Here is a 12970-nt window from a genome sequence, read left to right on the forward strand (position 1 = left end):
CACCTGTTCCCAAGGACCCTCGCACCACCACCAAGCGCGGAGAGGTACCACGGACCGCAGCAGTTCAAGGAGGACAGATGACCCCGCCACACGGTTCGACCGGACCGTACGGCAACACCGGCGGCGGCGCCCAGCAGCCGCTGGTGCGTCCGTACGCGATGACCGGTGGTCGTACCCGGGCCCGGTACCAACTGGCCATCGAGGCACTCGTCTCGACCACGGCCCAGGCTGACCGGGCGGGGTCACTGCTTCCCGAGCACCAGCGGATCGTGATGCTGTGCCGCGAGGTGAAGTCCATCGCGGAGGTCTCCGCACTGGTGCCCATACCGCTCGGTGTGGCCCGCATCCTCGTCGCCGACCTGGCCGAAGCCGGCCTGGTCGCCATCCACCAGCCCGCTGCCGCCACCACGACCGGCGGTGCCCCGGACGTGACTCTGCTCGAAAGGGTCCTCAGTGGACTACGCAAGCTCTAGCCCCGCCGCACCGGCCACCACCCGTGCCACGACCTCCGCGAAGATCGTGGTGGCGGGCGGCTTCGGCGTAGGCAAGACGACCCTCGTAGGCGCGGTCTCCGAGATCAACCCGCTGCGCACCGAGGCCGTCATGACCTCCGCCAGCGCCGGCATCGACGACCTCACCCACGTCGCCGGGAAGACCACCACCACGGTGGCCATGGACTTCGGCCGCATCACCCTCGACGAGGACCTGATCCTGTACCTGTTCGGCACGCCCGGACAGGACCGCTTCTGGTTCATGTGGGACGACCTGGTCCGCGGCGCCATCGGCGCCGTCGTCCTGGTCGACACCCGCCGCCTGGCCGACTGCTTCCCCGCCATCGACTACTTCGAGAACAGCGGCCTGCCCTTCGTCGTCGCCCTCAACGCCTTCGACGGATCCCAGACCCACAACCCCGAAGAAGTCCGCGAAGCCCTCCAACTCAGCACCGAGACCCCCATCATCACCACCGACGCCCGCCGACGCGACAGCGCCAAATCCGCGCTCATCACCCTCGTCGAACACGCCCTCCTCGCCCGACTGCGCTGACCACCAGCACAGAGGGGAACGGGGGCAGCGGCCGGGGGGCTCATAATTTCATAACGGTTCGACACGCATTTCCTACGCCTGGTTCACCGAGCGTAGGCGGATGCACACACTGCGCCCATCCCGATGGGCGCATTCGCCACCACTGGGGCCCTATGCCCCGATTTTTCGTCAAGGCGCGGGCCTCGACCAGGTGTTTGGCCCGTACACCGCGTACGTGCTGAAATTCCAGCGATCCGCGCAGATCTGTAGAACTGGCCACCCCGGCCGAGAGGTTGTTGTCGAGTGAGGCAGAAGCAGGCAGACCCCGGACCGCGGCAGGACGGTGCACTCCCCGTGGGCGACGGCGGCGCCAACTGGCGCTTCCGCAACTGGCGCGTCCCCACCCGACTGACGGCCATCCTCCTGGTGCCCGTCCTCACCGGCGTGACCTTCGCCGGACTGCGCGTGAAGGACCAGCTGGACCTCGCCAACGCGGCCGGGCAGAACGAGAAGATCGCGGTCCTGGTCCGCGACGCCACCACGGTCGTCGACGACCTGGAGACCGAGCGGGACCTCGCGGTCGCGCCGGAGCTGGCCGGCACCCGCAACAGCCCGGACGTGCTCAAGGCCCAGCGGCAGACCGACGCCGACATCCTGACCATGTTCGACGCGGCCAAGTCCGTCCACAGCGACGCCCAGATCTCCACCGACCTGGGCACCTTCCGCACCCTGGAGTCGCAGGACCTGGGCATGCTGCGGAGCCGGGGCAACTCCTCGACGCTGGACCCGATCACCACCAACTCGGACTACTCGAACCTGTTCTTCGACCTCATGGGTCTGGACAACGAGCTGAGCTTCAGCAACAACGACGTCAACAGCCGCGGCCGCGAGCTGTACGCGCTGACCCTGCAGAAGGCGTCCACCTCCAACGAGCGCAACCTGGTGACAGTGGCCCTGGTCGGCGACCGGATGCCGACCGACCTGTCGGTGGGCGTCCAGACCGCCAACCGGCTCACCTCCACCGCCTACGGCCAGTTCGTGGTCTCCGGCATCCCGGCCGACCAGGCGCTGTACAAGAAGACGGTCACCGCCCAGCCGCTCACCCCCACCGAGGAGAAGCTCGAGGCGCTGGGCCTGGCGGGCAAGCGGCTCTCCTCCTCCGGGACGACCCCGACCTCCTGGTACGGCGCCGCTACCGACCTGATGCAGCAGGAGCGCTCGGTCGAGCTGGCCATCAGCGACCAGATCGTGCAGGACGCCAAGAACGCCCAGCACAGCGCCGACCAGCAGGCCATCATCCTGGCCGCCGAGGCGCTGGCCGCGGTCCTGGCCTCCGCGCTGCTGACGGTCATCATGGCCCGCTCCATGGTCCGCGGCATGCGGACCCTGCGCGACAGCGCCCAGGGCATCGCCAGCGAGCGCCTGCCCGAGCTGGTCCGCAAGCTCTCCAAGACCGACCCCGAGCGGGTGGACACCACCGTCGCGCCCATCCCGCTGAACGGCCGGGACGAGATCGGCGAGGTCGCCCGGGCCTTCGAGGACGTCCACCGCGAGGCCGTCCGGCTCGCCTCCGAGCAGGCCATGCTCCGGGGCAACGTCAACGCGATCTTCACCAACCTCTCCCGCCGCTCCCAGGGCCTGATCGAACGCCAGCTGGCGCTGATCACCGAACTGGAGAACAACGAGGGCGACCCGGACCAGCTGGAGAGCCTGTTCAAGCTGGACCACCTGGCCACCCGCATGCGCCGCAACGGCGAGAACCTGCTCGTCCTGGCCGGTGAGAGCGCCGGCCGCGAGTGGAACGACCCCATCCCGCTGGTGGACGTGCTGCGCGCGGCCGCCTCCGAGGTGGAGCAGTACGAGCGCGTCGAGCTGAGCGGCATCCCCGAGACCGACGTCATCGGCCTGGCCGTGACCGACCTGGTGCACCTGCTGGCCGAGCTCCTGGAGAACGCCACCACCTTCTCCAGCCCGCAGACCAAGGTCCGGGTCACCGCGACCCGCCTGCCCGACCAGCGGGTGCTGATCGAGATCCACGACAAGGGCATCGGCCTCACCGCCGAGGACTTCGCCGGGATCAACAGCAAGCTGGCCGACCCGCCGACCGTGGACGCCTCGGTCTCCCGGCAGATGGGCCTGTTCGTGGTCGGCCGCCTGGCCGAGCGCCACGGCATCCGGGTCCAGCTCCGCCCGTCCGGCGAATCCGCCGGGACGACCTCGCTGGTCATGGTCCCCGACCACCTCACCCAGCTGCCCCGGGTCGGCGAGCCCGAGGAGCAGTTCACCGTCTCCCGGGTCTACGCCGAGGCCGAGCCCAGCGCCTTCGCCGAGCCCGGTGCCCGCACCGCAAGCGACCTGGGCTTCGACGACAGCCGCTACGAGGCCGCCGGGGAGCTCCCCGAGGCCGAGCAGACGGCGGCCCTCGGCCCGGTGCAGCGCGCGCTGCGCCTCGGCCAGCGCCGCGAGGCGGTCGCCCTGGAGCCGGGCACCCCGGACCAGCCCGCCGCCGACACCGGCTACGAGCAGGGGCCCGCCGGGGGCTACGGCGCGGACACGCAGTACCCGGAGGAGCCCTACCCCGCCGACACCGGCTACCCGCGCGACCCGTACCAGCAGGAGCAGTACCCGGACGCGCAGTACGCCGAGGCCCGCTACCCGGACACCCGGTACGACGACGGGCAGCAGTACGGCGGCGACTTCGGCCCGGTCGGCCCGTACGACGACACCTTCCCCACCACCTCGTTCCCGGCCGCCGCCTTCCAGGAGCAGTCCTACGGCGACCGGGCGCCCTACGGCGAGCGCCCGTACGGCGAGCAGCCGCCGTACGCCGCGCCCGACGGCGGCTACGAGGCGGGCCGCTACACCGCGGCCGACTTCGACTCCTTCGGCACCGGCGCCCCGCAGGGCGGCGGCCAGGGCGGGCCGCAGGCCGGACCGCAGGGCGGCTACCAGCGCGACCCCTACGGCCGCCCCGAGCGGTACCAGCCCGACTCCCAGCCGGGCCAGCCGTACTACGGCGAGAACCCGCAGGCCGAGCAGCAGCCCCCGGCCCGGCCCGGCGCAGCCGCCGCCCAGGCGCCGGCCCCGCAGGAGTCCGGCCGGCCCTCGCTGCCGCAGCGGCCCACCCCCGCACCGGCGCTGCCCCAGGCGTCCGGCAGCGGGCTCCCGCAGCGCCGCCCCGGCCAGGCCCTCGGCGGCCGGGCCATCGGCGACCGCACCGCCGGCGAGCGCCCCAACTGGTTCACCGGCGCCCGCGAGGAGGACAGCGCGTTCTCCGCGCCGCTCCCCCAGCCCACGGTGGAGGCAGTTCGCACCCCCGTCGCCGGCGGCACCACCGAGGCGGGCCTGCCCCGCCGGGTGCCGCGGCAGAACCTGCTCCCCGGCAACGTCCAGGAGCCGGGCGACCAGCAGACCACCACAGCACAGCTGTCCCGCACCCCCGAGGAGGTCCGCGGACGGCTCACCAACCTGCGCCGCGGCGTCCAGCAGGGCCGCAGCGCAGGCGACACTCCCCTCCCCGACCAGCACGGCGGCGCCGACCTCTTCGGCAGCCCGAACCACCCGGAGCGTTAGCAGTGAGTCAGATGTCCCAGGCGGCACAGAACCTGAACTGGTTGATCACCAACTTCGTGGACAACACCCCCGGGGTCTCGCACACGGTGGTGGTGTCCGCGGACGGCCTCCTGCTCGCCATGTCCGAGGGCTTCCCCCGGGACCGGGCCGACCAGCTCGCCGCCGTCGCCTCCGGGCTCAGCTCCCTCACCCAGGGCGCCTCCCGGATCTTCGAGGGCGGCCGGGTCACCCAGAGCGTCGTGGAGATGGAGCGCGGGTTCCTGTTCATCATGGCGGTCTCGGACGGCTCCTCGCTGGCCGTGCTCGCCTCCCCGGACAGCGACATCGGCCTGGTCGGCTACGAGATGGCGCTGCTGGTCGACCGCGCCGGGACGGTGCTCACCCCGGCCCTGCGCGCCGAACTCCAGGGCAGCCTGCTGCACTGAATTGCCCCTGTACGCCCGTTCGAACCGGTTTACTTGCTTCATCCGGCTTTCACAGCTCCACCCGCACCCCCCGCACCACCGACAAGAGCCGCAACGCCCCGTCGCCCCACTGTGAGGAGGAACCGTGACACCGTCCGAGGATCAGAGCGGTCAGTACGGCACCGGCTATCCCGGTACAGGTCATGACGCGTTCGGCGGTCCCGGTGGCGGCTACGCCCCCGGATACCCCGGCTACGACAACAACCCGTACCAGGAGAGCAGTTACCCCGACAGCGGCTACCCCGCCACCTCGTCGGGCTACCGCGACGAGTACGCGGAGGCCTGGAGCCGCCGTCCCGGCCAGGCCAACCAGGCTCCCGAGCCCGAGCTGGACGAGGGACCGCTGATCCGCCCGTACGCGATGACCGGCGGCCGCACCCGGCCCCGGTACCAGCTGGCCATCGAGGCGCTGGTCTCGACCACGACCCCGCCGGAGCGCTTCGCCTCCCTCCTCCCGGAGCACCAGCGGATCTGCCATCTCTGCCAGGAGATCAAGTCGGTCGCGGAGATCTCGGCCCTGCTGACCATCCCCCTCGGCGTCGCCCGCATCCTCGTCGCCGACCTCGCCGAATCCGGGCTGGTCGCCATCCACCAGCCCGCCGCCGGTGGCGAATCCGGTGGCACGCCCGACGTGACTCTGCTCGAAAGGGTCCTCAGTGGACTACGCAAGCTCTAGCCCCGCCGCACCGGCCACCACCCGTGCCACGACCTCTGCGAAGATCGTGGTGGCGGGCGGCTTCGGCGTGGGCAAGACGACCCTCGTAGGCGCGGTCTCCGAGATCAACCCGCTGCGCACCGAGGCCGTCATGACCTCCGCCAGCGCCGGCATCGACGACCTCAGCCATGTCGCGGACAAGACCACCACCACGGTGGCGATGGACTTCGGCCGCATCACGCTGGACCAGGACCTGATCCTGTACCTGTTCGGCACGCCCGGACAGGACCGCTTCTGGTTCATGTGGGACGACCTGGTCCGCGGCGCCATCGGCGCCGTCGTCCTGGTCGACACCCGCCGCCTGGCCGACTGCTTCCCCGCCATCGACTACTTCGAGAACAGCGGCCTGCCCTTCGTCGTCGCCCTCAACGCCTTCGACGGATCCCAGACCCACAACCCCGAAGAAGTCCGCGAAGCCCTCCAACTCAGCACCGAGACCCCCATCATCACCACCGACGCCCGCCGACGCGACAGCGCCAAATCCGCGCTCATCACCCTCGTCGAACACGCCCTCCTCGCCCGACTGCGCTGACCACCGGGCGCCAAGGGCGTGGGACGGGACGGCAACCCGCTTGCCGTCCCATCCCACGCCCTTGTCCGTACCCGGCTGTCCGGGTTGGGCCCGGGTCGGGCCCCGGGTGGCGCTCAGTCCTGCGTGGGTTCCAGCCCGGCCCGGATCAGGCCGTAGGTGTAGGCGTCCTCCAGCGCCTGCCAGGAGGCCGCGATGACGTTCTCGGCCACGCCGACCGTCGACCACTCGTCCTTGCCGTCGCCGGTGGACACCAGCACCCTGGTCATCGACGTCGTCCCGTGCTGGCCCTCCAGGATGCGGACCTTGTAGTCGACCAGCTCCAGATCGGCGAGCTGCGGGTAGAACGGCTCCAGCGCGGTGCGCAGCGCCCGGTCCAGGGCGTTGACCGGGCCGTTGCCCTCGCCGGTGGCGATGATCCGCTCGTCCTTGGCCCGCAGCCGGACGGTGGCCTCGTTCACCTGGCTGCCGTCCGCGCGCTGCTCGCTGATGGTCCGCCAGGACTCCAGCGCGAAGAAGCGGTTGCGGTGGGCGTTGATCTCGTCGCGCAGCAGCAGCTCGAAGGAGGCGTCGGCGGCCTCGTAGGTGTAGCCGAGGTTCTCCCGCGCCTTGACCGTCGCCACCACCCTGCCCACCGCGTCCCGCTGGCCGGACAGGTCGTAGCCCAGCTCGCGGGCCTTCAGCTCGACGGAGGCCCGGCCGGCCATGTCCGACACCAGCATCCGCATGCTGTTGCCGACCAGCGACGGATCGGTGTGCTGGTACAGGTCGGGATCGACCTTGATCGCGGAGGCGTGCAGCCCCGCCTTGTGGGCGAAGGCGGAAACCCCCACATAGGGCTGGTGGGTGGAGGGCGTCAGGTTGACGACCTCGGCGATGGCGTGCGAGATCCGGGTCATCTCGGCCAGCGCCCCGGCGGGCAGGACCCGGCGGTCGAGCTTCAGCTCCAGGGCGGCGGTGACCGGGAAGAGGTTGGCGTTGCCGACCCGCTCGCCGTAGCCGTTGGCGGTGCACTGCACGTGCGTGGCCCCGGCCTCGACGGCGGCCAGGGTGTTGGCGACCGCGCAGCCGGTGTCGTCCTGCGCGTGCATGCCCAGCCGGGCCCCGGTCTCGGCCAGGACGTCGGCGACCACCGCCCGCACCCCGCTGGGCAGCATGCCGCCGTTGGTGTCGCACAGCACCACCACCTCGGCCCCGGCCCGGTGCGCGGTGCGGACCACGGCGAGGGCGTAGTCGCGGTTGGCCTGGTAGCCGTCGAAGAAGTGCTCGCAGTCGATGAACACCCGGCGTCCCAGCGAGCGCAGATGGCTGACGCTGTCGGCGACCATCGCCAGGTTCTCGTCCAGGGTGGTGCGCAGCGCCAGCTCGACATGGCGGTCATGGGCCTTGGCCACCAGGGTGATCACCGGCGCCCCGGAGGCGACCAGCGCCGCCAGCTGGGCGTCGTCGGCGGCGCTGCCCCCCGCGCGCCGGGTCGCCCCGAAGGCCACCAACTGGGCGTTGCGCAGGGCCAGCTCGCTCGCGGCCCGGGCGAAGAACTCGGTGTCACGGGGGTTGGCGCCGGGCCAGCCGCCCTCGATGAAACCGACGCCGAAGTCGTCCAGGTGGCGGGCGATGGCGAGCTTGTCGGCGACGGTGAGGTTGATGCCCTCGCGCTGCGCACCGTCGCGCAGGGTGGTGTCGAAGACGTGGAAGTCGTCGTTGAGGGTCATGGCCTGGGGATCTCCTGTCCGGGGGCTGGTTGACCCCCACCGGGCTGCTGCCCGGCGGAGGCCCACGAGGGGTCTGGGGGATGTCCCAGACGAAGCTCCACTGTCCCCCTGAGCCGCGTGCACTTCGGTCGTCCGGCGTCCCTTGTGAGAACGTACCGGACAACGAAAAAGACCCCTCGCGGATGCGAGAGGTCTGCGCGCGGGTCTGAGGACACGGTGTCCGTTCCGCATACGGGTCTGTCGTACGGAGCGGTCACTGCGGACCGGCGCGCCTGCTGCCAATAATGAGCGCGAGCGAGGACACGCCGGAAGTCTCGCACAGAGTGCCGGGCGTGGACAGTCGGTCTCAGGATGCGGGACCGGCGACCGGCCGGTGCCGGTGGCGTCCCCGTCGCGCGGCTCCGCCGCCCGCGCCGGGCTCGGTGGAGCGGGCGGGGGCGGCGGAGTGCGGTGCGGGCGTGCGGTGCGGGCGGACGTGCGGTGCGGGCGGCGGCCGGTCAGGCGATGCGGTGCATCCAGCCGTGGGGGTCCTCGCGGCGTCCGGTCTGCAGGGCGAGCAGGGTCTCGCGCAGCCGCAGGGTGACCGGGCCGGGGGCGCCGTCGCCGACCGTCCAGTCGCCGCGCGCGGACTTGACCGAGCCGACCGGGGTGATCACCGCGGCGGTGCCGCAGGCGAAGACCTCGGTGAGGGTGCCGTCGGCGTTGCCGTCACGCCACTCGTCGGTGGAGATCTTCCGCTCCTCGGTGGCGTAGCCGAGGTCGGCGGCGATGCTCAGCAGCGAGTCGCGGGTGATGCCGGGCAGCAGCGAGCCGGACAGCTCGGGGGTGACCACCCGGGCGTTCTCGCCCTCGCCGAAGACGAAGTACAGGTTCATCCCGCCCATCTCCTCGATCCAGCGGCGCTCCAGCGCGTCCAGCCAGACCACCTGGTCGCAGCCCTGCGCGGCGGCCTGGGCCTGGGCGACCAGCGAGGCGGCGTAGTTGCCGCCGCACTTGGCCGCGCCGGTGCCGCCGGGCGCGGCCCGGACGTACTCCTCGGAGAGCCAGACCGAGACCGGCTTGATGCCGCCCGGGAAGTAGGCCCCGGCCGGGGAGGCGATCAGCACGAAGAGGTACTCGTTGGCGGGCCGGACGCCGAGGCCGACCTCGGTGGCGATCATGAACGGCCGCAGGTAGAGGCTGGCCTCGTCCTGCGTGGGAACCCATGCCTGGTCCTGCTGGACCAGCGCCTCGACGGCCGCGACGAAGGTCTCCTGCGGCAGCTCGGCCATGGCCAGCCGGCGCGCGGACGCCTGGAAGCGGGCGGCGTTGGCGTACGGGCGGAAGGTCTTGATGCTGCCGTCGGCCCCCCGGTACGCCTTGAGCCCCTCGAAGATCGACTGGCCGTAGTGCAGGATCGCCGTGGCCGGGTCCAGCTCCAGCGGCCCGTACGGGACGAGCTGCGCGTCGTGCCAGCCCTGGCCCTCGGTCCAGCGGATGGTCACCATGTGGTCGGTGAAGTAGCGGCCGAAGCCGGGCGCAGCGAGGCGTGCCTCGCGCTCCGCGGCGGCCAGGGGGTGGGCCGAGGGCTTGAGCTGGATCTCGATGGGGGAGGTCATGGGTGGATACGTCCTTCACCGTGTGGTCATGGCGGACCGCCCGGGCGTCGCCGGCGGGCGTCGCGGGGCAGGGGTCCAGGTCGATGGTCGCACTTTTACGGGCCGGTCGAACAGCCGGGCGGGTCGGGGCCCCGGCCGGGGTCCGGCTCGGGCGCCGACGCGGGTCCGGCTCGGGGTACGACAAAGCGGCCCGGAGGACGCGTACCGGTGGCGGCTGGGTCACAGACGGTGCTGACCAGCCGGGTTCGGCTCGCTGTCTTCCGGACCGCTGTCGGTCCGTGGTCTCAGGCGCCGGCTGGTCAGCCGGCTACTCGGGCGGCGAGGGCGTCGCCGATCTGCGAGGTGGAGCGGGGGGCCCGGCCGACCCGCTCGGCGAGGTCCGCGGCGACGGCGGACTCGATCAGGGCGGCCTGCTCGGCCAGGCCCAGGTGCTGCAGCAGCATGGCGACCGACAGCACGGTGGCGGTCGGGTCGGCCTTGCCCTGACCGGCGATGTCCGGGGCCGAGCCGTGGACCGGCTCGAACATCGAGGGGAACTCGCCCGAGGGGTTGATGTTGCCGCTCGCCGCCAGGCCGATGCCGCCGGTGACGGCTGCGGCCAGGTCGGTGATGATGTCGCCGAAGAGGTTGTCGGTGACGATGACGTCGAAGCGCTCGGGCTGCGTGACGAAGAAGATCGTCGCCGCGTCCACGTGCAGGTAGTCGGTGGTGACCTCGGGGAACTCGGCGGCGACCTGCTCGAAGACCCGGGCCCACAGGCCGCCGGCGTGCACCAGCACGTTGGTCTTGTGGACCAGCGTCAGCTTCTTGCGCGGGCGGGCCTGGGCGCGGGCGAAGGCATCCCGGACGACGCGCTCGATGCCGAAGGCCGTGTTCAGGCTGACCTCGGTGGCGATCTCGTGCGGCGTACCGGTGCGCAGGCTGCCGCCGTTGCCGACGTACGGGCCCTCGGTGCCCTCGCGGACGACCACGAAGTCGATCTCCGGGCTGCCCGCGAGCGGCGAGGCGACCCCGGGGAACAGCTTCCCGGGGCGCAGGTTGACGAAGTGGTCGAAGGCGAAGCGCAGCTTGAGCAGCAGCCCGCGCTCCAGCACCCCGGAGGGCACGGACGGGTCGCCGATCGCGCCCAGCAGGATGGCGTCGTGGCCCTTCAGCTCCGCCAGCACGCTGTCCGGCAGGGTTTCGCCGGTGGCGTGGTAGCGGCGGGCGCCGAGGTCGTACTCGGTGATCTCCACCTTGGTGTCGGCGGGGAGCGCGGCGGAGAGGACCTTCAGTCCTTCGGCCACCACTTCCTGGCCGATTCCGTCACCGGGGATTGCTGCGAGGCGGAGAGTGCGAGACATGCCGGTGACCTTACTCCTGGTTTCACCTGTCGGTCGGTTGCCGTCCGGATGGTGGACGGCACCGGCCGTCGCTTCGGGCCGGTCGGTCAGCGGTCGCCGTGTCCGGTGGAGCCGCCGTTGTCACGGCGGTCCAGCGCCCGCTGCAGCGCGGCCGCGGCGTTGGCGGCGTCGTTGCACCGGTCGGGGCGACGGGTACGGCGGTGGTGGTGGGTGGTCTGCGGACGCAGCTGGTTCATGGTGTTCATGGGGAACTCCGATCACTCGGATCACACGCGGGGAGCGTGTCACGCACAAGGGTGAACTTGAGAGGTGCGTGGCCGCGCAGGGGTCACCTGCGGCAGGGGCCGATCAGGACCGGCTGGAGATGCAGCGGACTGCCTGATGTCCTCACCGTACGACAGGGCGCTTCAGGTGTCTGCACAACTACTTGGATTTCCTACTATCTGAGACGCGAAAGCCCACCGGCGGCCGTGCGGGCGGCAGCGGTGGGCGGGAAGGAGGGGCCGGGTGCGGTCAGCTCCGGGCGATGGTCTCGTGGTGCCGGATCACCTCAGCGATGATGAAGTTCAGGAACTTCTCGGCGAAGGCCGGATCCAGCCGGGCGCTCTCGGCCAGCCCGCGCAGCCGCTCGATCTGCTCCCGCTCCCGCGCCGGATCGGCCGGCGGCAACCGGTACTCGGCCTTCAGCCGGCCGACCTCCTGGGTGCACTTGAAGCGCTCGGCGAGCATGTGGACGATCGCGGCGTCGATGTTGTCGATGCTGTCCCGCAGCCTCGCCAGTTCCGCGCGCGCCTGCGCGTCCACATCGGTGTTCTCGCTGGCGGCACTGCTGTCGGTCATCTGTTCCCCCGGGCGGGTGGCAAGGCGGCAGGCCGGGCGGCCACCCGGCGCGCCCAGGATACCGATTCGGAGATTCCCGCCGGATCATGTAATCTCTTCCAGGTCAGCAGGCGCCGCTAGCTCAGTTGGTTAGAGCAGCTGACTCTTAATCAGCGGGTCCGGGGTTCGAGTCCCTGGCGGCGCACAGCTTGCAGAGCCGTTGGGGCCTTCCTCCTTGGGGGAAGGCCCCAACGGCGTTTCGGGCGTTCGGCCGCTGCCGGGCAGCATGAGGGGGAACCCGTGGCGTATCTGAGCCTGGCCGAGGTCGAGGCGGTGGCGCGGGCCGCGCACGCGGGGCAGGTGGACAAGGCCGGTCAGCCCTACGCCGAGCACCTGGCCGCCGTCGCCCAGGGCGTCCGGCAGACCGGGGGCGACCAGGAGCAGATCGCCGCCGCCTGGCTGCACGACGCCATCGAGGACGACGCCCTCACCGAGGAGTGGCTGGCAGCGGCAGCGCTCTCACCGCGCACCAAGGCGCTGGTGCTGGCGATGACCAAGCAGCCCGGCGAGGACCCCCGGGCCTACGCAGCCCGGCTGCGCGCCGTCCCCGGAGCGGTGGCCGTCAAGGAGGCCGACATGCGGCACAACTGCCGCCCGGACCGGCTGGCCGCCCTCGACCCGCAGACCCGTGTCCGGCTGCGGCAGAAGTACGCCCGGATGCGCCGACTGCTGCGCTGGGATCCCTCCGCCGCCGAACACCGGCCGACCACCCCCTGCCCGGGCGACCCGGGAGACGCGGCCCTCCTGGCCCGCCTGGACCTGCGGCAGACACAGGCATGGGCCCGGCTGGCGGCAGCGGTCGCCGACTGGCGGGTCAAGGACGACGACTGGGGGTGGCCGGGCGGAGCACACCCGGCGTACGGCGAGCGCGTCCAGGCCGTCGTCAGCGCCCTGGGCGGCATTGGCGCCGTGACCCCCGCGTATCACTGGACGGCCTTCCCGGTACCGCAGTTGAGCTGGGACGACACCTACCCGCCCGCCGACGCGGTGCGCGCCGCCACGGCCGTCGTCCGCGGCGAGCGGTTCTGCGACGGCACCATCGGCGCCGCCTACGAGGACGGCACCCTGCACGCCATCGCCACTGCCCTCGTCGCCTGGTACACCGCCGCCGCCGGTGCCGGGCAGCGGAGTTGA

At 71.8% G+C, this 12970-nt stretch carries 12 protein-coding genes, 1 tRNA gene and 1 pseudogene; 9 read left to right on the forward strand and 5 right to left on the reverse strand.

Annotation, left to right across the window (positions count from 1 at the left end; translation table 11 throughout):
• The first annotated feature begins 77 nt into the window (after positions 1–77).
• The 6 genes from GXW83_RS27965 (at position 78) to GXW83_RS27990 (ending at position 6307) form a co-directional block, all read left to right on the forward strand.
• Positions 78–473, forward strand: coding sequence for a DUF742 domain-containing protein (locus tag GXW83_RS27965; protein ID WP_182445826.1), 396 nt, complete (start codon positions 78–80; stop codon positions 471–473).
• A complete protein-coding gene (locus GXW83_RS27970; RefSeq protein WP_182445827.1) occupies positions 454–1044 on the forward strand; it encodes an ATP/GTP-binding protein in 591 nt (196 codons plus the stop codon). The genes GXW83_RS27965 and GXW83_RS27970 overlap by 20 nt, the downstream gene beginning before the upstream one ends.
• A 333-nt stretch (positions 1045–1377) precedes the next feature.
• On the forward strand, positions 1378–4596 hold the full coding sequence (locus GXW83_RS27975) for a nitrate- and nitrite sensing domain-containing protein (protein WP_182445828.1): 3219 nt from the start codon (positions 1378–1380) through the stop codon (positions 4594–4596).
• An 11-nt stretch (positions 4597–4607) separates the two neighbouring features.
• Entirely contained in the window at positions 4608–5021 is a 414-nt protein-coding gene (locus GXW83_RS27980) for a roadblock/LC7 domain-containing protein (RefSeq protein WP_182447605.1), read from the forward strand.
• 124 nt (positions 5022–5145) lie between these two features.
• Positions 5146–5736: a DUF742 domain-containing protein gene (locus GXW83_RS27985; RefSeq protein ID WP_182445829.1), complete on the forward strand. Its 591-nt coding sequence runs from the start codon at positions 5146–5148 to the stop codon at positions 5734–5736.
• Positions 5717–6307, forward strand: coding sequence for an ATP/GTP-binding protein (locus tag GXW83_RS27990; protein ID WP_182445830.1), 591 nt, complete (start codon positions 5717–5719; stop codon positions 6305–6307). The genes GXW83_RS27985 and GXW83_RS27990 overlap by 20 nt, the downstream gene beginning before the upstream one ends.
• A gap of 113 nt (positions 6308–6420) precedes the next feature.
• Here the strand turns inward: GXW83_RS27990 and cimA are convergent, their stop codons facing one another.
• From cimA to GXW83_RS28015, 5 genes are all read right to left on the reverse strand, one after another.
• Positions 6421–8016: a citramalate synthase gene (gene cimA, locus GXW83_RS27995; protein WP_182445831.1), complete on the reverse strand. Its 1596-nt coding sequence runs from the start codon at positions 8014–8016 to the stop codon at positions 6421–6423.
• Positions 8017–8513: 497 nt separating this feature from the next.
• A complete protein-coding gene (locus GXW83_RS28000; protein WP_182445832.1) occupies positions 8514–9614 on the reverse strand; it encodes a branched-chain amino acid aminotransferase in 1101 nt (366 codons plus the stop codon).
• 299 nt (positions 9615–9913) lie between these two features.
• Positions 9914–10957, reverse strand: a complete 1044-nt coding sequence (locus GXW83_RS28005) for a 3-isopropylmalate dehydrogenase (protein WP_182445833.1) — start codon at positions 10955–10957, stop codon at positions 9914–9916.
• Positions 10958–11043: 86 nt separating this feature from the next.
• The gene (locus tag GXW83_RS28010) at positions 11044–11202 is read right to left on the reverse strand and encodes a hypothetical protein (RefSeq protein WP_182447754.1); all 159 of its coding nucleotides are present in this window, start codon (positions 11200–11202) and stop codon (positions 11044–11046) included.
• A gap of 268 nt (positions 11203–11470) precedes the next feature.
• Positions 11471–11797, reverse strand: coding sequence for a chorismate mutase (locus GXW83_RS28015; RefSeq protein WP_182445834.1), 327 nt, complete (start codon positions 11795–11797; stop codon positions 11471–11473).
• A 110-nt stretch (positions 11798–11907) separates the two neighbouring features.
• Between GXW83_RS28015 and GXW83_RS28020 the strand changes: the two genes are divergently transcribed.
• The 3 genes and pseudogenes from GXW83_RS28020 (at position 11908) to GXW83_RS34520 (ending at position 12970) form a co-directional block, all read left to right on the forward strand.
• Positions 11908–11981 (forward strand) — tRNA-Lys (locus GXW83_RS28020).
• A 104-nt stretch (positions 11982–12085) separates the two neighbouring features.
• A pseudogene (locus GXW83_RS28025) lies at positions 12086–12508 on the forward strand (HD domain-containing protein); the annotation flags it as partial.
• The gene (locus GXW83_RS34520) at positions 12494–12970 is read left to right on the forward strand and encodes a DUF6508 domain-containing protein (RefSeq protein WP_225447565.1); all 477 of its coding nucleotides are present in this window, start codon (positions 12494–12496) and stop codon (positions 12968–12970) included. The pseudogene GXW83_RS28025 and the gene GXW83_RS34520, both read left to right, overlap by 15 nt.

This window comes from Streptacidiphilus sp. PB12-B1b (assembly GCF_014084125.1).
GTDB lineage: Bacteria > Actinomycetota > Actinomycetes > Streptomycetales > Streptomycetaceae > Streptacidiphilus.

What these genes read in the sequence shown, in the direction of transcription:
- GXW83_RS27965 (WP_182445826.1), top strand. Translation starts at nt 78, where the DNA reads ATGACCCCGCCACACGGTTCGACCGGACCGTACGGCAACACCGGCGGC.
- GXW83_RS27980 (WP_182447605.1), top strand. Translation starts at nt 4,608, where the DNA reads ATGTCCCAGGCGGCACAGAACCTGAACTGGTTGATCACCAACTTCGTG.
- cimA (WP_182445831.1), bottom strand. Translation starts at nt 8,016, where the DNA reads ATGACCCTCAACGACGACTTCCACGTCTTCGACACCACCCTGCGCGAC.
- GXW83_RS28000 (WP_182445832.1), bottom strand. Translation starts at nt 9,614, where the DNA reads ATGACCTCCCCCATCGAGATCCAGCTCAAGCCCTCGGCCCACCCCCTG.
- GXW83_RS28005 (WP_182445833.1), bottom strand. Translation starts at nt 10,957, where the DNA reads ATGTCTCGCACTCTCCGCCTCGCAGCAATCCCCGGTGACGGAATCGGC.
- GXW83_RS28010 (WP_182447754.1), bottom strand. Translation starts at nt 11,202, where the DNA reads ATGAACACCATGAACCAGCTGCGTCCGCAGACCACCCACCACCACCGC.
- GXW83_RS28015 (WP_182445834.1), bottom strand. Translation starts at nt 11,797, where the DNA reads ATGACCGACAGCAGTGCCGCCAGCGAGAACACCGATGTGGACGCGCAG.
- GXW83_RS34520 (WP_225447565.1), top strand. Translation starts at nt 12,494, where the DNA reads ATGCGCCGACTGCTGCGCTGGGATCCCTCCGCCGCCGAACACCGGCCG.